The sequence below is a fragment of the Thermithiobacillus plumbiphilus genome (assembly GCF_038070005.1).
GTDB lineage: Bacteria > Pseudomonadota > Gammaproteobacteria > Acidithiobacillales > Thermithiobacillaceae > JBBPCO01.
In genome coordinates this window covers 47,235-67,537 of record NZ_JBBPCO010000007.1, presented here as the reverse complement: position 1 = coordinate 67,537, position 20,303 = coordinate 47,235, and the positions used below count along the sequence as shown (strand labels likewise).

The following is a 20,303-nucleotide window of genomic DNA, read 5'->3' as shown; positions in this document are numbered from 1 at the left end:
GGAAATCTGGAGTTATATTGAAAATGAGGGCGGTTCAGTGGAAATTCAAGGCTTGGGCGCGGCAAGCACTACGCAATGAGCAGCCAGCTACCGGCCCAGGTGCTCCAGGGCCGGACTCATCAGCAGACCACCCCTATTATGCAGCACTCCAGATCAGGTGAGTCAATACCCGCAGAATCACCAGGCCGACCAGGCCGGCAATGAAGATGGCCCCGCTCAGGAGTGGCGCCTGACCTTCATCCTCGGGCCGCAGGATTTGCGGCACCAGGCGGAAGATCAGCACACCCGTAGCCACGACCGCCAGGGAGAAAACCAGAATGTAGAAACTCACGCTCGGCACGAACAGAAACAGTGATGCCAGCCAGAGCGGTGTCGGGGCTAGCGCGGCAATGGCAAACGCCTCGCGGTAGCTGATCACGGCGTCAATCACATCCCCCAAACGCTGGATCAAAAAGGCCATCAAGGGTACTCCCAGCAGTTGCACCATCCAGAACGTCGCCAGAATGGTCAGCAACTGCGAGTGCGTTACTGTTGTGAACAAAAACTGGACGAGCCCCGCATCCCCTGTTTTCAACAGGTAAAGCACTGCAACCGGAATGAAGGAAAAAGGCAGGACGTGAAATGAAAAGAGTCGCAGAGCCGATGGCTGGGCATGGCCAGGATCGCGCCAGCGGGCAGGCGAGAGATACAAGGAATGCGACAAATTAGCGAAAGAGTCCATGATGCGCCCCCTGAAGATGTCAATGACCCGACAAAGTGCCACTTGAGCAAGATGAAGCTGGACCAGCTAAACCTTAGACCATCTGCCAGGCACAATGTCCCATGCATCGGCATGGGGATGCATATCAGCCAGGTCAGGCCGACAGAAGCTGTGAGGCGCGCAAGCCGGGAAACTCCAGCTCGATGGGTCGCGGGCCATGAATGGCAGGCCCCTGGGCGTAGTCCACCTTCAAGGCCCGCAGTTTCAGCAGGATGGCATCATCCTTGACGAATTCGGCAATGGTCTGGATGCCCAAGACCTGCGCCAACTGATGTATGGCCGTGACCATGGCGCAGTCGATCGGATCTTCAATCATGTCACGGTGGAGGGTGCCCGATCTCCACGTCCGCGCCGGTTTCCGGATCAGCCCTTGAACTTGACCAGGCGACTGACCTGGATATCGGAGATGAACACCACGCCGGTGTGCTTGTTGAAAAACGGCGCGAAGCCTTCGAGGATGGGTTCGACCAGTTCTCCGGGGACGGCCACGATGATCATGATCAGGACCGCGTCCTCGTTGAACATCAGGTGGCCCTCATGAAAACCGTGCCGCCCCTTGCCGGACAGATTGCCGACTATGGTGTAGCCCGTAACACCAGCGCGATCGAGCAGATCAGTGGCAAACTCCTGGTGAGCGCCCTCGATGATGATCTCGAGCTTCTTGACGGGACTGAGATTGAGATTGTTCATGCCGCACTCTCCTTCGCTTCGACGGTACTGCCGGATGTACGCGACACGCGTTGTCGCCATTCGCCATCTTCGAAAATATGGAATATGTGGCTATCAGGATCCACGATGACCATGCGGATCCAGCCTTTATAAACCAGGTTCTTGACCGTGGATACATTCTCGATGGCGCGTCTGGCATGTTCGAATGGCGCCTCGATCACGGTGATCAGCCGCAGTGGCTCATGATAGGGCTGCCCATCCTTGAGCACGGTCTGCGAGGGTAGCCCGGTGCGCAGGTCGCTCAAATTGCCGGTCATGACGCCAAAACGGCCCGCGATGTTATGGTAGACCTTGCTGCCGCTGCCGTAGTGCTCGTTATCGACCGCCGAGAAATAGTGCTCCATGTTGATCCACTGACCGACCACCACCGGCCCGGCCAGGATGTTTTCCAGCAGGCGACCCTTGGGATCGCAGCGATAATCATAGGAGTTCAGGAAGCTGCGGGCATCGAGATCCATCTGCTCAGTGATCTGACGCCGGCCGATGATGAAGGCGGCATTGCGCGACAGGCCCCACTCGGGCCGCACCTGCGACCAGTCCATGGCGTTGCGCCGGGCGTTGCGATAAGCCTTTTCCGGATCCTCGCCGGCATCGGCGGGGTCCAGAGTCGCCAACCGCTCCGCCGCGCTCAGGCGTGCTGCCGCCCGCAGCCCATTGGTCAGCCGCTCCAGGTACACCAGATGGCTGGGCGGCAGCAGATCGAGATCATGCAGCCGCAGTTCATCGGTCGTGGTGTTGTGGAAGGCGGGGATGAACCAGGCGTCATCGGCAATATCGAGCCCCTGGGCGCGCAGGCGCTCGCGCACCGCCGGCTTGTTGGCCATCTGCGCGAACACGCGGGCATTGACGAGACCGTGATTGCCGCCGCATGCGCCGCAATCGAGCGCGGATTCGTAGGGATTGTTCTCCGAGGTGCTGCCGTGACCGGTCAGCAATACGAAACGCGAGAAGTCCCTGGTCAGGCCAATGGAACGTAGCGCCTGGCTGACGAAAAGCACCTGCTCGTCCAGGGTGAAGCCGATGCGCCCCAGTCGTTCGAGCTGGATTTGCGCGTAACCGCGATTGATACGGTAGACCTGGCGCAGACACTCGATGAAATGCTGCTCGGCCTGGGCATCCAGACCGAACTGGCGCGCAAATCCGGTCGATCCCGCCTGATTGCCCAGCGCCGTCTCGCGCAGATCGCGGATCATTTCGTCGGTGATCTCCTCGCGCTCGATGCCAAGCTCGCGATGGATGGCCTTGACGATCATGACCCTTTGCAGGGAGCGGATGATCGAGTCCGCCTGTTCGCGGCTCAGTTTGTCCAGCAACAGGCGGCTACCGGGCTTCCTGGGATTCAGGCGGCTGCGCCAGCGATTATAGGCCAGCGGCGCGAAGCTCTTGCCGAACATGTCCAGGCCAAACAGCAGGCCGATCGCTTCCACGGTCACAAAGGGGGAGAGCACGGTGGCCTTCATGTCGTGGAGCACGTGCTCCAGCACGGAAACGAAATCATCCTCTTCGGTACTGCGCGCGGTGCTCAGCTCCAGCACGATGTTCTTCGGCGTGACCACCACGGGGCAGAGATGCGTTTCATTGCCGCTCTCAAGGCCGATGAAACTTACCGGCACGCCGAAAAAGCCGGCGATGCCGTATGTCTGATAATCACCGACCTGCTCCAGCTTGCGGCGGATGCGCTCGGAACGGACATCGATGCAGAACATGAGCTGCGCAAAGGGGCGCTTGTCACGGGGCGGGGGGGGGACCAGATTCAGGCCGCCCAGCAACTGTTCCATATGGCAGGATTCCTGTGCCTTGAGCCACAACTGACCTTCTTCCCGCTCCAGGCGAGCGAGCAGATCCAGCAGGCGGCCAATATCTTGCGCGCCAAGCTGGCCAAGTGCAGTACTGAGTCCGGCGCGCCCGGCCAGCTCACGCAGGGCTGCCGCCTGCTGGCGAGCCTCGTCAGCGCGCTTGCGCTCGACATATTCGGGCAGCAGCTTGCTGATACGCTTGCCGGCCCCGCTGCCGATGGCATCCTCGACCGCGTGTGCCATGGCCGGCAACACACGGCCACTGTACAGCTCGCGTCGCAGATAGGCCTTCTCCGGGTGCTCGTCGACAAATCGCACCAGTTCCAGGTAGTTTGCCGGGGTGCGCATGCGCTGGGCATGTTCGCGCAGCAGGGCCAGCCCAAGGACCAGGCGGATGGCCAGATAATCAACCAGGTCAGCCGGGTGGGTCTGGTTCCAGTAATAGTGCTTGGCGCCCGAGCGCCAGCGGATGAAGCCGGCCCAGCCGTGCAAGCGCGTGAGTTCGGCGGTGAAATAATCCATCCATTCGTCTTCGGGAATGCGCAACTCGCTCATCACATAGCTGATGATGCCTTCCGGGCTGTCCGCGGATTCAAGAATCTGCTTGATATGCAGTCCGCGAATGAAAAGACGCAGGTTGCGCCGCGCCAGCGCGCTCCAGGCGACAAACAGGCCCTGTTCCCGCCCCGGCATTTGCCAGGCTGATTGCCCCTCGTCAAAGAAATCGAGACAGCTCTTGATGACCAGCTCGTCCAGGGTGGCGCCGATCTCGGTGCCAAAGAGCTCATCCACCAGGGTATGCACCGGGCGGCTGGGCGGCATGCTGGCGCTTACCTGCGCCGCCAGGGACGCAGGATCGGTCCTGGGTGGCGCCAAGGCGGTGCCGGCGAGCACGGCATGGACATCCCGCCCATCCGCCAGCGTGGATTTCCATCCCTGTTGGGGCCTGATCTCGCTCAACAGGGTCATCAGCAGTTCATGCAGATCCAGGCCATCGATGGCTGGCTGCCCGGCAAGGAACCGCTCGACCTGCGCCGACAGTGCCGCCCGGTCCACCTTGCCACGCACCAGATATTCCTGATACGTGGATCGCGGCAGATATCCCTGTGCGTGGAATAGCCGTCTGCCTTCCGCCACAGCCTCGGAAAACGGCATGTGCTCCAGCCCGTGCAGGGGGTTGTGGTGGATGAAGGTGCGCATCGGCCAGAAGAAAGGGATCGGTTCGCCGGCTACATGGACCATGGCGCGAATCTTGAGTTGCCTCCCGAGTGCAAGCGTCATAGCGCGCCTCCTAGCAAGTAGAGTCCGAGCACCGTGAAAGCGAAGAGCAGAATGCCAAATGCCACGATAGCGGGCTGGCCAATGTCCGCAACGGCAACCTGGGGAGTGTCACCTACCATGAAGCCCTGCACGAGCCTGATCGCCGCCCAGCTCCAGATCAGCCAGATCAGCAGGCTGCCCAGCACGATTTCCGGACTGAGGCCCTGCCACAGCGCCAGCATCCCGAAAAACGCCGGGAAGGGCGGCGTGGCGATGGCCGCCAGCGCGGCAATGATCAGCAAGCCGGACAGGCGCGGCATGACACCCGCAAGGCCGCCAGGCAACCCGGCGTAGGCCGCACCGAAGCGATCGGTCAAGGGACCGGCAAGCAGGGCCAGCAACGCTGCAGGCAGACTGAACCCGAATGCGAAAAGCTGCAGTTCAAGCATGCTGCCCCCCCCGGCGGCCAGCACCCAGCCCAGTGCCAGTGAGGATGAGGCCAGGAAGCCCGCCCACATGCCGAGATCCCGCACGCTCAGCAGCCGCAACGCATAGAATCCCGAACTCAGCAGAGCCCAGACCAGGAAGAATTCCGGAATTGCGGAGCCGGCGATCTGAAGCACCAACAGGCCAATCTGTGGCCAGACCAGGATCAGCAATGCCCGGACATATGGCATGCGCAACCGGCCGAGCGCGCCATTGAACACCATGCTCAATGGAAACAGGGGCAGGAACACCGCAGCAAGAAGCAATAGCATCATGTCACACCCACCTCAGCAAGCCGTTGAGACGTCTGGACAGGCTGAGCACGGTCTGCGTCAACCAGGTATAGACATCAGCGACATAGAATTCGCGGGAAATCAGCGAATAGAATGCCAGCCTCAGGCCTGAAGCCTTGCCATCACTGGTCCGGCCCTTGGCGGCCGTGTAGTAGGCCGCCAGCCAGCCCAGGACGATGCCGGCCGTCAGTACCACGATGAGGATATCGAAAGTCGCCCAGGGGATGCTGGCCGCCGCATAGAGGCGCTCGCTCAGATGATGGTCCGGGAACAGGAACTCACTGAAGGCGTGCTCAACCAGAGTATATCCGAGCACCACGATGACCAGCGACATGATGATCATGCCCATCAGCCGCCAGGGACTCTCGGCATGCAGGCGATAGGTCGCAAACAGCAACTGCGCGCCCGTGACCCAGCCAAAGAACAGCATGATGATGCCCCCCTGCTGGCCGACGAAATCGCCGCCCACCAGCCAGTGAGACAGGCCAAGGATCACAAAGGGAACCACCACGGTAATGACGGCCGCGGTTACCCAGGGCAGCCTGGAAGCCACCGGCTTGCGCTCGACCACGAAGGTATAGACTTCGTCCTGCGGTACGCCGTCATGCCTGCGCGCATCGCCGATCACCCCACCTGCACCGAGAAAAAGCGTGCCCTTGAAGAGCCCATGCGCGATCAGGTGATAGATCGCCAGCGAGAAGGCGCCCACGCCGATCTCGACGAACATGAATCCCATCTGTCCCATGGTGGAATAGCCGAGAGACTTCTTGATGTCGTTCTGGGTCAGCATCAGCACCGAGCCAAGGATGGCCGTGATCAGGCCAACCGCGAACACCAGATGCAGCACCTCGCCGGCATGCACGAATACCGGGGCGAAACGCGTGATGATGAAGCCACCGGCATTGACGATGCCTGCATGCATCAGGGCCGAGACCGGGGTCGGACCCTCCATGGTGTAGGGGAGCCAGGTATGCAGCGGAAACTGCGCCGAACGCGCAAAGGCGGCAAGCGCCACCAGCAGGGCGACCGTCGAGCTCAGCGGCAGCCCGAACATGGTCTGGGTATCCGGGGCGGCGGCGATCTGTTCGAACAGCGCCGGCAGGGACAGGGTGCCGAAGGCCTGGTACAGCAGGGCCGCCGCGAGAACCAGCGGCAGATCGCCCAGTCGATAGGTGAAGAAGGTCCAGAAGGCATAGCGTTGTGCGGTGGAGCGCTGCAGGTCATGGCCGAGCAGGAAATAGAGCAGCACCCCGACCAGATGCCAGGCGATCAGCAGGGTAATGAGGTCTCCCGCAGCCACCATCAGCAGGATGATGGCTGTCATCAGGTCGAGCAGCACGAAAAAGCGCACATAGCCCCGCTCCTCGGCCATGTAGCGCACGGAATAGACATGCACCACCATGCTGATGCCCGCAACGACAAGGGACATGATGCTGCTCAGGGGATCGAAGAACAGGCTGCCCCAGCCCGGTCCGAATAATAACCAGTGGCTGTCGCGCGCGCTCAGGTACAGGCCCAGCGATACCGCAGCGAGCCCGAAGGTGAGCACCGTAAAGGCGACACTCAGTCGGGCCAGCCCCCGCTGCGACCTGCCGGAAAAAAGCGTGATCAACACGGCCGAGAACAAGGGTATGGCCGGAAGCAAGACGATCAGCTTGTCCATTGCGTCAATTTCCCCGTATGGAAGTGGTGTTCAGGCATGCCGCGGCACGGACAAGCAAAAGGGCGCAACACCTGCATGCAACAGTTGCTGCGCCCCAGCCGGCTTCAGGAGCCGCAAAGCCTGCTCAGAAGAAGGTGGTCACCGCGGCGTCAAGCGCATCACGCATATCGGGATCATCGGTGATGGGTCGCACCAGGGCCACGCGGCTGGCAGCCGTAGGACTCACCCCCGTGGCAATCAGTGATCCGGCATATACCAGCATGCGGGTGGAGATGCCTTCATCCAGGCCGTGGCCCTTGAGGTTGCGGGCGCGCTCGGCAATCGACACCAGCTTGTCGGCGGTGGACCGGTCCACCCCGGATTCGTGGGCCACGATCTCGACTTCGATATCATGCTGGGGATAATTGAAGTCCAGCGCACCGAAACGCTGCTTGGTGGACTGCTTCAGATCCTTCATCAGGCTCTGATAGCCCGGATTGTAGGAAATCACCAGTTGAAAATCCGGATGGGCATGCACCAGCTCGCCCTTCTTTTCCAGGGGCAGCACACGGCGATTGTCGGTCAGCGGATGAATCACCACGGTCGTGTCCTGACGCGCCTCCACCACTTCGTCCAGATAGCAGATTGCGCCGTTGCGGGCGGCGATAGTCAAGGGGCCGTCCTGCCAGCGGGTGCCGTTGACGTCGAGCAGGAAACGACCGACCAGGTCACTGGCGGTCATGTCCTCGTTGCAGGCCACGGTGATGAGCGGCTTGCCGAGTTTCCAGGCGATGTACTCGACGAAACGCGTCTTGCCGCAGCCCGTCGGGCCCTTGAGCATCATCGGCATGCGCACGGAGTAGGCCGCTTCGTAGAGTTCCACCTCATCGGCCACCGGGCGGTAATAGGGTTGCTGCTTGATGAAATACTGGTCCAGGTTCATCGTCATTCTCCAAAGTGATTATCTGCTTTATCCATCTGCAAATTCGCAGCATGGATCATGATCCGGCTTCAGCGCGTCAGTCCCAGATACAGGGTGGAAAGCTTCTCCGGCAGGCGCGAGACATGATCCAGGACCATGTAGTTCTTGGCCCCAAAGATGCGCGACACATATTCATCGGCATAAGGATCGAGACTCAGGCAGTAAGTGTGAATGCCGCTCTTGGTCAATTCCTCCACCGCCCGCTTCGCGTCGAAACGCAGATATTGCGGATCACGCACGTCATTGTCGGCCGGTTCGCCGTCGGTCAGCACCAGCAGCAGCTTCTTGTGGCTGTGCTGACGGCGCAGGACGCTGCCGGCATGGCGAAGCGCGGTACCCATGCGGGTGGAGAGCTGCCCGCTCATGCCGGCCAGCCTGGCCTTGACCTTGTCATCGTAAGACTCGTCGAAGTCCTTGAAGCGGTAATACTCCACGTCATGCCGGCCGTTGGAATCGAAACCATGGATGGCAAAGGGATCGCCGATCTTGGCCAGGGCTTCCGCCAGCAGGGTCGCCGCCTCGCGCGCGAGGTCCAGCACCGTGACATCGGCATTGGCGTCGCGCACCTTGTCATTGGTGGATTCGGACAGATCGATGAGCAACAGCACGCTCAGATCGCGCACATTCAGCGTCGTACGAATGCCGATGCGTGGATCCGGCATCATGCCCATGCGGATATCGATCATGGCGCGAATGGCCGCATCAAGGTCGATCTCGTCGCCATCCTCCTGCTTGCGCTGCCGCACCAGACCCTGCGGCTGCATGGACTCGATCAGGTTCTTGATGCGACGCACGATCGGCTTGAATTTTTCGAGAATGTCCTCGACCACTTCAAGATTGCCGCTCCTGGGCCGCTTCTCCAGCAGGGTGCTCCACTGCGGGCGCTCCAACTGGGTCTGATAATCCCACTCCGAGTAATGAAAGGGTGAGGATACCGGCTCCTTGCCTTCACGCTCGTTCCAGGTGGTGCCGTCGTCATCATAAAGCGGCGTGGGCAACACCCAGATTTCCTGCGCATCATCCCCGGCCGTTTCCACATCCAGGGTGTTGATCATCTGCATGATGCTGACGTACTTGCGGACCTGGGCCGACTGGCCGGGCAGGAGGACGGTATCGCCGTTCTCGCCCGGCTCCTGCCAGAGAAGGCGATTGTCGTCGCGGTAGGGATTGCTGGGCAGATCGGTGCGCGGGTTGTAGGAAAGTCCGAGTGCACGGGCCTCCTCAGCCAGTACCAGGCCGATCTCGCGCGCCATATCGGGCTCGCTCAGACGCGTCAGAGCCGCGTTGAGGAGCTCTCGCGCATTGCGTACCAAGGGATGATTGTCGCGGTACTCCTCGTCCGCCAGGGCCCGCGCAATCCGGTCCAGCAGAGAGCCGAAACCTTCATCCTGAGCCGGATCCGCGGGCAGCAGCTTCAGCCAGAGCTGCTTCAGACCAGGCAGGGCGCGCATGGCCAGTGCCTCGACCCGGGCATCCTCGATCAGCCCGATCATGGCTCGCTGCAACGGCGTGGTGGTTTCGGCCTGCGGGTCGTAGCGGGAATGCACCATGTGGGCAGCGGCATGGGCAGCGGCGGCGCGATAGACCTCCAGGCCGGGAACCTTTTCGGCATCTTCATCCAGACCCGGCTGGGCATAGTCGTCGAAGGCATCCGGCAGATGGATGAAGTACTGCTCGATATAGGGGCGGTAGCCCTCGCGGCTTTCGAAGTCGCCCGAGGTCGGGCGCAGAAAGAAGTCTCTGCCCCACAGGGCGCGCAGGTACATGATCAGCCGACGCTGCACGTCGACGAACAGCACGCCGCGCTGCTCCTTTTTCATGACCGCGAGCGAATCCTCGCTCTCCAGCCCGAAGTACTTCACCTGGGCCTCGAAATCCATGCGGTGCGCTGACGCGCCCCACATGGCCCAGCGGCGCAAGCCACCGAGGGTGAGGTGACCGAGCAGCACGTCGAGATTTTCCAGCATCGGCCGGATAGCGCGTGGCACCTGCGACAACAGGTTGTCCAGCAGGCTGAGATAATCCGTGAAGAGTTCGAGCTCGCCCAGGCGTGCAGCCGCGGTCGGCGCAGTCGAAAACAGCTGGATGATGACGCTGACGCTGGTTTTCGAGTACATCCGGATCGCGCTGGAGAGCAGTTCTGAAACAGCCTGTTCCCCGATTTCCCGAGCAACCTGCGGCGCGCTTTCAATGAAGGAAATGACCAGGTCGGTACCCCGCCCCAGAGCCTTCAGGCCGGCCGCGCCCTTGATATAGGCATCCAGTCCCCGTGGGCTGAATACCCGGGCAGCCTCATTCCAGGAGGCCTTGAGCACATCGCCGGCTTGATCACCCAGTTCGTCGAGGAGATCTTGGTATTCGGCCAGTTGAATCGACATAGACTTACTCCGAGCAATGCCCTCAGTCCGGCCAGACGCGCTTTGGGTGCAGTGGCTGGGTCTGGCCATTCAGATCAGGCGTAGCGGCAGCTGGCTTTTCCTTGGACTGTTGCCGAGATGCCGGACGTTCTGCCGCAGGCTGCTGTTCCGCTGGCTTGCTGGCCGTACTCTGGTGCTCGCCGGCAGCCTTGGAAACCTCAGCATCAGAAGATTTCGCCTTCGGGGAGGATTTCGGCCGTGCAGGCTTGATACTGGCGGCCAGCTTGTCTTCCAGGTTCTTCATGGGCGCAACACCTCTTCCAGAATCCATTCGATTTCCCGCACCGCATCACGGCCACGGGCATTCAGTTGGTAAACGCTCTTGCCTTCCAGCATGGCCAGGCGATATGCCGCTCGCCGGCGCACACCTTCGCGTAGCACGGGCAGATCGAGATTGGCCAGAGCCTGCGACATCGCACGGGACAGGGCACTGCCCGGCTCGACCTGATTCAGCACCAGCCAGGGGCGCAATCCGGGATTCACTTCCCGCGCCTTGCGCACAGATTCCACCGTACCCGCGCTGGCCCACAGATCAAGGGGTGAAGGCAGTACCGGAATCAGCACCGTATCGACCTTCTCCAGCAGTTCGCCCGTGAGATTCATATCCAGAGATGGCGGGCAGTCGACCACGACATACGCGTGAGTTTTTGCGGCCTGCGCCAGCTTTTCCAGCGGGTCTCCAGAAAAGACACTGATTTGCGAATCGCCTTCCATGGGCGACCAGTCCGACCAGTGCTGCAGGGCTCCCTGGGGATCGGCATCGACGAGTGCGACCTTGCCCCGCCGGGTCAATCCGGCTGCAAGATTCAGGGCGAGCGTGGATTTGCCGCAGCCGCCTTTCAGGTTGGCGAGGGCGATCAGCCGACCGGACACGGTTTAGGACTGCCCCTGTGGCTGCCCAGCAAGGGCATCGACCTGAGAGGCAAAATCAAGCTCTTCCTGGTCCAGTGAGTCGCCACGCGCAGCAATGCTGACGTTCACATGCGTCTTGCCGAAATTCAGATTGGGAAAATAACCCGTGCGCTCGGACAACTCGGCGAGTTGGTCGAGAAACACCCGGGTTTCACTATAAGAGGAGAAATCCAGTCGACGGGTCATCTGCGCCGGGCGCTTTTGTACCTGCCAGCCAGCGGCGGATGCCTGTTCAATAAGCATGGCTTTGCTCCGTGTCAAGAAAGGGCAGCCAACATGCTGTCCAGCTCGCCCAGATGAGATTCCTCATCATGCATCAGTGCTTCGAACAGATGCGCGGATTCCCCATCGCCAAAGCGGGCGCAATATGCAGCCGCATCATGGTAGAGGCGTACCGCGTCCAGTTCGAGTTGCCGGTCCAGTACCAGCATTTCCGCCAGAGTACGACCCGGCCGGACAGGCGCAAGCTGGGTGGCGTTGGGTGCAACACCGAGTATCAGCATGCGTTGTATCAGCCGGTTCGCATGGACCAGTTCTTCATTTGCTTCGTTACGGAAACTCGCGGCCTCTGCCGACATGCCCCACAGCTCACAGAGGCTTGACTGGGTCAGGTAGTGCTGCACCGCGCTCATCTCGTGGTGCAGCGCCTGCGTCAGATAGCCGATCACACGTGGATTAGCCAGCATGAAGGCTAGACTCAACCATTCTGCGCGATGATCTCGCCGTCACGTCCGCCCCCGATCTGGGGAGCCCTGGGCAGGATGTTCTCTACTTCAGAGTGGACGCGGGCAATGATGTGCGCAGCAACCAGGCCGTCGCCAACGCGTTCGCAGGCATCAGCGCCAGCGCGAACCGCGGCATTCACGGCACCGGTTTCGCCACGTACCAGCACGGTGACGTAACCACCGCCGACGAACTGACGACCAATCAGACGCACTTCCGCTGCCTTGGTCATGGCATCAGCCGCTTCGATAGCGGGCACCAGACCACGGGTCTCGATCATGCCCAGCGCAATACCAGTATATTCAGCCATTTCTTGCTCCTTGAAATATGATTCAAGGGATCCTTGGCGGATCCCGGGCAATCCGCCTTAGACTTCCGCAGCCCTGGGCAGGATGTTCTCTACTTCAGAGTGGACGCGGGCAATGATGTGCGCAGCAACCAGGCCGTCGCCAACGCGTTCGCAGGCATCAGCGCCAGCGCGAACCGCGGCATTCACGGCACCGGTTTCGCCACGTACCAGCACGGTGACGTAACCACCGCCGACGAACTGACGACCAATCAGACGCACTTCCGCTGCCTTGGTCATGGCATCAGCCGCTTCGATAGCGGGCACCAGACCACGGGTCTCGATCATGCCCAGCGCAATACCATTTCTTTCAGCCATTTATTGCTCCTTTAAAATGCACCAAAAAGCAGGTTAACCCTGCGGATCCCATTGATCGATAATTCCGGCAATCGTCAGGTCGGTCAGAACCGTGACATCACCAGCCGCGTACCGTGCGGCCGAGCCGCTCACGGTGAAGACCCACTTACCCGGCGGCACACCAACCGGGTCACAGGCAACGCTCAGTTTGCCCTGCTCGTCCGCAAGGACGCGCAGGGACATTTTCTTCAGGCCGGCCACTCGCCGGGTCGCCACCAATTCGGAACATACCCGCATGATTTCCATGACGTCCTCTACTCGGCCTTCCAGTGGTCGATGATGCCGACGATGGTCAGATCGGATGGATATTCCTTGCTGCCAGCAGCCTCGCGCGCCGCGGACGAACCGACACAGATCACCCAGTCGCCGGGGATGCAACCGATGGCGTCCACCGCCACCTGGCGCCCACCGCCGGCCTTTTCCCGCACCACCAGCAGGGGACGGTGCCCGAGTTCGGCGATCCGGTTGGTGGAGACCAGCGTTTTTTCAACCTGCATGATCTTCATCAACAATCTCCTTCCACATTCTCTACCGGACTGCCCAAGGGCAGATCCTGCACAGAGAGATGGCAAGCCAGCATACCTGTCGCACAAAGCTCGGGATAGCGCGCCATGATGGCAGACTGCACCCTTTGCGCCTTGGCAACCGCGCGATCGCGAGAACCAGGCACGCGCAGGTCATAGCGATAGTGGATGGCCACCGGAATGGGCAAGCCGCGGCTTACATTCAGCCCCTTGAAGATCTTGATGCCGACATCCAGATCCGCCGCCCCTTCCTCGACCGTATTCAAATGGGCATAGTAGGAGATGTTGCGCATCTGTACTTCTTCAATGCCGTCACCCACGATGACATAGCGCTCGGCATGACCAATGTCGGGATAACGGCCACCATACAGCTCTCCCACATATTCAATCTGCGACAGATTGTTGATGAGCAGATTCGTGATCAGGCGCCGCATACCTTCATGAGGTTCGCCCTGTCCAACCCCCCAGCCACTGGCCTGACTGGCCTGACGCACGGCGTCGTATACTGCCAGGCGCGCCCGGTCTGCGCTCAGATCCAGGGTGTCGGCATAAACCTGGGCATTGTCGACGAAGCGATATGCCGACAGATCCCCCTTGGCGTCAGGCACATGGACCTTGATGGCGTCCGTATCCGTATCCACCCCGATCAGCAGCAGGTCGGTACTGGCCCCGCAACAAAAGGCATTCTCGATGGCCTGGCGGAACTGGTAGAGACGCTCCAAGGCAGCCTCAAGGGCCTGATGCTCATTGCTGCCGTGTGCCGCACACCCCTGCTTGCAGGGCTGCGAGGAACTGGTGTGATATACCGCCACTTTCAGGTACCGGGTGCCGGAGTCCGAGGTGCTTGGCACGCCCTCACGGAAACGGCTCAATTCCGTTGCCACCCAGTGCTGCACATCACTTTCCACATCGAACAGGGTGCCAGCGTATGCCGTACGCCTGGTCAATGAGGTGACGGGCAGACGCAGGATGTAGCGCATCAGACCCTTCAGCCGCCCATCGGAGCAGGCACTGATATCCACGGCATGGAAACCACAGTCCAGAAAGAAGTTCTGGGCATCCTGCGCTGATTCAGCCTGCCTTTTCAGATCCTCGGAGAACTGCACCGCCGAAAGCTTGAGCGCCTGGAATTTGCTGTAAACAAACAGCGCCTTCAGATCGAGCCCCGATACCCAGGCCTTCTCCAGGATTTCTGCCGGCAACTCATGGCCCAGCTGCTGCAAGGCCACTGCCTGGGCACGCGCCGGGAAATCCGGCTCGTGCTGCAGGGCGGAGATCTCCTTCAAGGTCGGTACGATACCATCGAAGCGGCCCTTCACTGTCTTCTCGCAGAGAGCCAGACGCGCATTGGTTGCCTGATCGACCAGTGCATGGCGTCCGAAGCGAACAACCCGGCTGGACGTCCCTGTGCTGTGCGATATTGCTGCCATCTGACCAGGCAAGCTCGCCTTCGCCCTTGACTGCGGTGCCGCTGCCTGATCGCCGCGCGGTTCGGGCGAGTTGCCCCGACGGCGCCCCCCGGAGGGAGCGCTACGGGCGCGCAGGGCATAGGCATTGCGGGTGTTCATATCAAGCTCTCCCTCAGATTAGCCCCTGGCCCCGCCAGAAACGGTGATCATCGCTCCCTTGGCGCTATTGCCGCTTGCGCCCGTAACCTTGGCTGGTGGCACCTCTACGCGCTCCACTTCCTTGTTTGCACGGGCAAACGGGATCATGTTGCGCACCTCGCCTCGCAGAGTGGGATTCCGGCTTTGGGCCCAACGTCCCTCCGTGCCTGTCACCCGACCGCTGCGGGTCCAGTCGTCACCCGTTATCCGGGTTCCCGCCTCGCGACCGTCACCCGTTATCCGGGATGGCGGGGGGACCTCTGCCGCAGCGGCTACCATCTGAGCCGGGGCCACAGCGGGCTGGACAAGGACCGGAGCGGGCTGGACTGCACGCTGAGCACCCATGTCATCACGGTAGCGGAACTCCGGAGTACCGGAAACCAGGCCATCCGCCATGGCTGAAGGACCGGTAATGGTGCTGCTTCCACCATGAAAGCTACCAGTCACCCGTTTTCGCGCCTCCTGGGCATAACGTGCCGGCGAGTTGATACTGAAGCCAGCAGGCCTGCGCTCCTCTACCACCACAGGTTCAGGCATCTGTGGCATGGGCATGTCAGCCGGTGCCAGAAACCGCGAGCGCCGGGGTGGCATGCGGCTCCCAGCCATGGTGGCCGCCGGCATTGCCGCGTAGTCTCCAGCACCACTGGCTGCCAGAGGCTGACCGGCGTATGGCGTTCCACTGATGGGTAGACTGCTGCCCGGTTCGTTTCCGGTCACATGCTCGGATCGCTCCAGCATCGTGCCGGACATGACCAGACCGCGACCGGTCTGGCTCAATCCCACCTTGGCGGCGGCGGGTGCCGGGGTGCCTGAGCAATACGCGTCGAAGGATTCACGACCGTAGTACTCGGTACCGGTGACGGGCTGGCACCCTCCGTGCTCGTCACCGGTCAATTTTGGGTCTCGGCCCACCATGGTGCCTGTCATTGCGCGACCTGCCAGGGTGCGCATTTCCGCAACCTTCTCGACACTGTTGCGGCGCATTGCCGGGGAACCGTACTGGGCGCCAGTTACGCGCTCGTTTGTCCCAGGCTCGTTACCGGTCACCTTCTCGGAAGCGTCCACCAGGTTGCCCGTGATGCGCTGCCCACCCAGACTTTTGTCAACGCCAACCTTGGCTGGCGCAGGCTCGGCCCTGGTATTGCAAATCGACTGGAACTGCTCGGTCGAGAGGTATTCGGTGCCTGAGACATTCCGGCACAAACCCGCCTCCTCGCCCGTCACCTTGACCGAGGCCCCCACGACCGTGCCTGAAACCGGGCGGCCTGCCAGGGTATGCGTCAGCGCCACCTTGGCCGGGCCATTGATGGTCATGCGAGACACACCAGCATCCGCATACTGTGATCCGGTGACGTTCTGTGTGGCGCCGTGCTCAAAGCCGGTGATCCGCGCAGGGCGTGCCTCATCGCTGCCGGATACCGGAAGCCCCTTGCGAGCGGTCATGCCCATGACCACCTTTTCCGGGCGACTCGTCAGGCCCTTGCTTTCGCAGAAGGTCGCAAAGTGCTCGTCCCCCAGGTACTCGACACCGGTGACCGACCTGCAGCTACCCGCCTCGTCACCGGTCATCCGGTTGGAACGCCCGACAGGCGCGTTGGTGGTGACGCGGTTGCCGAAGCCTGTCGTGGTCACGGCCACTCTGGGGCTGGCAGGTTCCGGGCGCGTGCCGCAGAACGTATCGAACTGTTCCGCGCCAATGTACTCCGTGCCCGTGATGTTCCTGCAGGTCCCGGATTCGCCGCCCGTAATCTGCGGGTTGCGCTCCACCATGGTGCCGGTCACAGCCATGCCGGAAAGGGTGGTACCGACTTCCACCTTCACTGGCGCGGCACCTTTCGGCCGTTCCCTTACGGGACGCGCTGGCGGGGCACTGCCACGACCAATGCGGCTCATTTCGGCGCGCCGCTCCTTGGCGGTCAATCTTCCACTGCCATTTGCATCCATGCGGTTGGCAGATGCGCTCCGACCATCAGGTTGCCGCGCCTGCGTGCCTGGCCTGGCGGGCAAGGCGCTCTTGCCTTGAGTCGCCAGGGCGCGACGCCGGTCACGACAGATCCTGCGTACTTCATTACTGTTGTCGCCGAGCGCCGATGGATCTTGCTCAACGATTTCGCACAGGGAATCCAGCGCTGTATCGACCTTTGGCGCCGCTGCTGCCGGAGAAGCGTTCCTGGAAGGCTGTGCTTCCACAGGGGCTGGCACCGCCCGGCTTTCAACCGGCCTGGGCGCTTGCGGACGGGCAACGGCCTTTGCCGCCCCGCTCTTGCCACTCTGGGCCAGCATGGCACGTCGAGTCCGGGACAACTCCCGGCCACTCAATGCAGTCTGTGCCGTTTCCCGACTTACCGGAGCGGGACTTTGCACCGATCTAGACGAAGCAGAACTCTCGACGGGCTTCGGCGCTGCCGCTCGGGTCGGACGGGCAACGGCCTTTGCCGCCCCGCTCTTGCCACTCTGGGCCAGCATGGCACGTCGAGTCCGGGACAACTCCCGGCCACTCAATGCAGTCTGTTCAGGCATGGTTTTCCCTCATGCTTGCATTTGGACACCGGAGCCGAAGCCCCGGTGTGATTTTTACTACCTGCCGCCGCGATACACGACGAATGACAGGCCCTGGCTCTGGGAATAATTATCATAGCCAATCAACCGGATGAGGTGATTGGGGTATTCCCGGCGGCAGGCCTCGAGTTCGGCCAGGATACGATCCACGTTCTGCTCACCAAACATCGGGAGTTTCCACATGTACCAGAAGTGATTGAAGGACCGCGACGGCTCTACATGCTCGACCGCCGGATTCCAGCCCTGGTTTACCATGAACTGGATCTGCTTGCGCACGGCGTCGGAAGACAGCGTGGGCAGATAGGAGAACGTTTCGTACCTGGTTTCCTGCTTGTAATCCTGGACATCAGCCATGATTCGATTCCTTTAACTTTGTATGATGGATCAACGGTTCTGCACGTCGAGCTTGTCGACGGTGTCGAACTCGAACTTGATCTCTTTCCAGGTTTCCATGGCGATCTTGAGCTCGGGGCTGTGCTTGGCGGCCTCGGTCAGGATCTCCTTGCCTTCGCGCTCGACCTGGCGACCTTCGTTGCGGGCCTCGACGCAGGCTTCCAGCGCCACGCGGTTGGCCGCGGCGCCGGCCGCATTGCCCCAGGGATGGCCCAGGGTGCCGCCACCGAACTGCAGCACGGAGTCGTCACCGAAGATGCTCACGAGGGCCGGCATGTGCCATACGTGGATACCGCCGGAAGCGACCGGGAAGACGCCAGGCATGGAGCCCCAGTCCTGGTCGAAGAAGATGCCACGGCTGCGGTCTTCGGGGATGAAGGATTCGCGCATGAGATCGATCCAGCCCAGGGTGGCCTCGCGGTCGCCTTCGAGCTTGCCAACCACGGTGCCGGAGTGCAGGTGATCGCCGCCGGACAGACGCAGGGCCTTGGTCAGCACGCGGAAATGGATACCGTGGTGCGGGTTACGGTCGATCACGGCGTGCATGGCGCGGTGAATGTGCAGCAGCAGGCCGTTGTCGCGGCACCAGTTGGCCAGACCCGTGTTGGCGCAGAAGCCGCCGGTCAGGAAGTCATGCATGATGATGGGCATATCGAGTTCCTTGGCGAACTCGGCACGCTTGTACATCTCTTCCGGGGTCGGCGCGGTCACGTTCAGATAGTGGCCCTTGCGCTCGCCAGTCTCGGCTTCGGCATTGTGGATGGCGTCAGCCACGAACAGGAAGCGGTCACGCCAGCGCATGAAGGGCTGGGAGTTGACGTTTTCGTCGTCCTTGGTGAAGTCCAGACCGCCGCGCAGGCACTCATACACGGCGCGGCCGTAGTTCTTGGCGGACAGACCGAGCTTGGGCTTGATGGTGCAGCCGAGCATCGGGCGGCCGTACTTGTTCAGCTTGTCGCGTTCCACCTGGATGCCATTGGGCGGGCCACCACAGGTCTTGACGTAGGCGATCGGGAAGCGCACGTCCTCCAGGCGCAGGGCGCGAACAGCCTTGAAGCCGAACACGTTGCCCACCAGCGAGGTGAACACGTTCACCACGGAACCTTCTTCAAAGAGGTCGATCGGATAGGCAATGAAGGCATAGAAAGCGGTGTCGTCGCCAGGCACGTCCTCGATGCGGTACGCGCGACCCTTGTAGTAGTCCATATCTGTCAGCAGATCGGTCCAAACCGTGGTCCAGGTGCCGGTGGAGGATTCAGCGGCCACGGCGGCGGCGGCTTCTTCGCGGTCCACGCCCGGCTGCGGGGTGATCTTGAAGCACGCCAGCAGATCGGTGTCCAGCGGCGTGTATTCGGGCATCCAGTACGTCTGGCGATATTCCTTCACACCAGCGTTGTAAGTCTTGACTGCCATTTGATGGCCTCCGTTAAATACTAGAATCAATACGGACGATATAACCGGTTCGCTCCCGCCCCGGGCCGGCGCCCGGGGGCGCTAACTAGGGTTGCGGATGAATATAGCGAAACAGAACCATAAGCAACAATCAGATGTTATGATTGTTACCATAAGCATTACCTTAAGATACGACACACAGGGATTGCAGTGATGAACGTCACTTTCCGGCAACTCAAAGTCTTCGAAGCCGTGGCCCGTCACCTGAGCTATACCCGTGCGGCCTCCGAACTTTACCTGACCCAGCCCGCTGTATCAATGCAGATCAAGCAACTGGAAGAAGTGGTGGGCCTGCCGCTTTTCGAGCAGATCGGCAAGCGCATCTTTCTGACCGATGCCGGAAGCGAACTGCATCGCTATGCTCGCAACATCTCCCAACAGCTCGACGAAGCCAGGGAGGTGCTGGAGGAAATGAAGGGCATTCAGCGCGGACGGCTCAACATTTCGGTGGCGACCACTGCCATCTACTTCGCCCCCACCCTGCTCGGGGCATTCCACAAGCGTTATCCCGGCATCGGCGTGAGCATGGACGTGGCGAATCGGGAAACCTTGCTGCAGCAACTGGAAAACAATGAAATCGATATGGCGATCATGGGCCAGCCCCCGGAGGAGCTGAACATGGTGGCGGATGCCTTCCTTTATAATCCGCTGGTGGTCATCGCACCGCCGGATCATCCACTGGCCCGTCAGAAGAACATCGACCCGGTCCGGCTGGCCGATGAAGTGTTCGTGTTGCGCGAGCCTGGCTCCGGTACCCGTAGCGCCGCCGAGAAATTCTTTTCAAGGCGTGGCGTGCAACTGCGCACGGCCATGGTGATGAGCAGCCTGGAAGCCATCAAGCAGGCCGTGCAGGCAAGCCTGGGCCTGGCCATCGTATCCACGCACACCATCAAACAGGAGCTGGAACTTGGGAGACTGGTAGTCCTGGATATCAAGACGCTGCCGATTCAGCGGCAGTGGTATCTGGTACACCGGGAGGACAAGCGCCTGTCCGTGGTGGCACAGAGCTTCAAGGATTTCATGCTGGCGGAGGCATCGAAGCTGCTGTCCTGAGCAGTCGCGCCG

21 protein-coding genes are annotated in these 20,303 nt (G+C 61.2%); 1 reads left to right on the top strand and 20 read right to left on the bottom strand.

Annotated features, from left to right (window positions below; translation table 11 throughout):
* Positions 1-136 precede the first annotated feature (136 nt).
* From WOB96_RS08150 to WOB96_RS08055, 20 genes are all read right to left on the bottom strand, one after another.
* Positions 137-721, bottom strand: a complete 585-nt coding sequence (locus tag WOB96_RS08150; RefSeq protein ID WP_341370797.1) for a YIP1 family protein — start codon at positions 719-721, stop codon at positions 137-139.
* 133 nt (positions 722-854) lie between these two features.
* A complete protein-coding gene (locus tag WOB96_RS08145; protein WP_341370796.1) occupies positions 855-1,076 on the bottom strand; it encodes an EAL domain-containing protein in 222 nt (73 codons plus the stop codon).
* Positions 1,077-1,123: 47 nt separating this feature from the next.
* A complete protein-coding gene (locus tag WOB96_RS08140; RefSeq protein WP_341370795.1) occupies positions 1,124-1,450 on the bottom strand; it encodes a P-II family nitrogen regulator in 327 nt (108 codons plus the stop codon).
* Positions 1,447-4,566 (bottom strand): DUF2309 domain-containing protein, encoded by a 3,120-nt coding sequence (locus WOB96_RS08135; protein ID WP_341370794.1) that lies wholly within the window; start codon positions 4,564-4,566, stop codon positions 1,447-1,449. Before WOB96_RS08135 ends, WOB96_RS08140 begins: the two co-directional genes overlap by 4 nt.
* Positions 4,563-5,306 carry a hypothetical protein gene (locus tag WOB96_RS08130; protein ID WP_341370793.1) on the bottom strand — a complete coding sequence of 248 codons (744 nt, stop codon included), beginning with the start codon at positions 5,304-5,306 and terminating at the stop codon, positions 4,563-4,565. Before WOB96_RS08130 ends, WOB96_RS08135 begins: the two co-directional genes overlap by 4 nt.
* 1 nt (position 5,307) lies before the next feature.
* On the bottom strand, positions 5,308-6,987 hold the full coding sequence (locus tag WOB96_RS08125; RefSeq protein WP_341370792.1) for an NADH-quinone oxidoreductase subunit 5 family protein: 1,680 nt from the start codon (positions 6,985-6,987) through the stop codon (positions 5,308-5,310).
* A 124-nt stretch (positions 6,988-7,111) separates the two neighbouring features.
* Entirely contained in the window at positions 7,112-7,915 is an 804-nt protein-coding gene (locus WOB96_RS08120; RefSeq protein ID WP_341370791.1) for a CbbQ/NirQ/NorQ/GpvN family protein, read from the bottom strand.
* Between the two features lie 62 nt (positions 7,916-7,977).
* The gene (locus WOB96_RS08115) at positions 7,978-10,326 is read right to left on the bottom strand and encodes a nitric oxide reductase activation protein NorD (RefSeq protein ID WP_341370790.1); all 2,349 of its coding nucleotides are present in this window, start codon (positions 10,324-10,326) and stop codon (positions 7,978-7,980) included.
* Between the two features lie 22 nt (positions 10,327-10,348).
* A complete protein-coding gene (locus WOB96_RS08110; protein WP_341370789.1) occupies positions 10,349-10,609 on the bottom strand; it encodes a hypothetical protein in 261 nt (86 codons plus the stop codon).
* A complete protein-coding gene (parA, locus tag WOB96_RS08105) occupies positions 10,606-11,238 on the bottom strand; it encodes a ParA family partition ATPase (protein WP_341370788.1) in 633 nt (210 codons plus the stop codon). Before parA ends, WOB96_RS08110 begins: the two co-directional genes overlap by 4 nt.
* A 3-nt stretch (positions 11,239-11,241) precedes the next feature.
* Positions 11,242-11,520 (bottom strand): 4a-hydroxytetrahydrobiopterin dehydratase, encoded by a 279-nt coding sequence (locus WOB96_RS08100; protein WP_341370787.1) that lies wholly within the window; start codon positions 11,518-11,520, stop codon positions 11,242-11,244.
* Positions 11,521-11,534: 14 nt separating this feature from the next.
* A complete protein-coding gene (locus tag WOB96_RS08095) occupies positions 11,535-11,945 on the bottom strand; it encodes a ferritin-like domain-containing protein (protein WP_341370786.1) in 411 nt (136 codons plus the stop codon).
* 29 nt (positions 11,946-11,974) lie between these two features.
* Positions 11,975-12,310, bottom strand: a complete 336-nt coding sequence (gene csoS1 / locus WOB96_RS08090) for an alpha-carboxysome major shell protein CsoS1 (RefSeq protein ID WP_341370785.1) — start codon at positions 12,308-12,310, stop codon at positions 11,975-11,977.
* A gap of 57 nt (positions 12,311-12,367) precedes the next feature.
* A complete protein-coding gene (gene csoS1 / locus WOB96_RS08085; RefSeq protein WP_341370784.1) occupies positions 12,368-12,664 on the bottom strand; it encodes an alpha-carboxysome major shell protein CsoS1 in 297 nt (98 codons plus the stop codon).
* Between the two features lie 33 nt (positions 12,665-12,697).
* Positions 12,698-12,949: a carboxysome peptide B gene (locus WOB96_RS08080; RefSeq protein WP_341370783.1), complete on the bottom strand. Its 252-nt coding sequence runs from the start codon at positions 12,947-12,949 to the stop codon at positions 12,698-12,700.
* A gap of 8 nt (positions 12,950-12,957) precedes the next feature.
* Positions 12,958-13,209 (bottom strand): alpha-carboxysome shell vertex protein CsoS4, encoded by a 252-nt coding sequence (csoS4, locus tag WOB96_RS08075; protein ID WP_341370782.1) that lies wholly within the window; start codon positions 13,207-13,209, stop codon positions 12,958-12,960.
* Positions 13,209-14,795, bottom strand: coding sequence for a carboxysome shell carbonic anhydrase (locus tag WOB96_RS08070; RefSeq protein WP_341370781.1), 1,587 nt, complete (start codon positions 14,793-14,795; stop codon positions 13,209-13,211). The genes csoS4 and WOB96_RS08070 overlap by 1 nt, the downstream gene beginning before the upstream one ends.
* Before the next feature lie 18 nt (positions 14,796-14,813).
* Positions 14,814-17,354, bottom strand: coding sequence for an alpha-carboxysome scaffolding protein CsoS2 (locus WOB96_RS08065; RefSeq protein WP_341370780.1), 2,541 nt, complete (start codon positions 17,352-17,354; stop codon positions 14,814-14,816).
* A gap of 57 nt (positions 17,355-17,411) precedes the next feature.
* Entirely contained in the window at positions 17,412-17,747 is a 336-nt protein-coding gene (locus WOB96_RS08060) for a ribulose bisphosphate carboxylase small subunit (RefSeq protein ID WP_341370779.1), read from the bottom strand.
* A 30-nt stretch (positions 17,748-17,777) separates the two neighbouring features.
* Entirely contained in the window at positions 17,778-19,199 is a 1,422-nt protein-coding gene (locus WOB96_RS08055; RefSeq protein WP_341370778.1) for a form I ribulose bisphosphate carboxylase large subunit, read from the bottom strand.
* 192 nt (positions 19,200-19,391) lie between these two features.
* Here WOB96_RS08055 and WOB96_RS08050 point away from each other — a divergent pair, with 192 nt between their 5' ends.
* Positions 19,392-20,291 (top strand): LysR family transcriptional regulator, encoded by a 900-nt coding sequence (locus WOB96_RS08050; protein ID WP_341370777.1) that lies wholly within the window; start codon positions 19,392-19,394, stop codon positions 20,289-20,291.
* Positions 20,292-20,303: the final 12 nt, after the last annotated feature.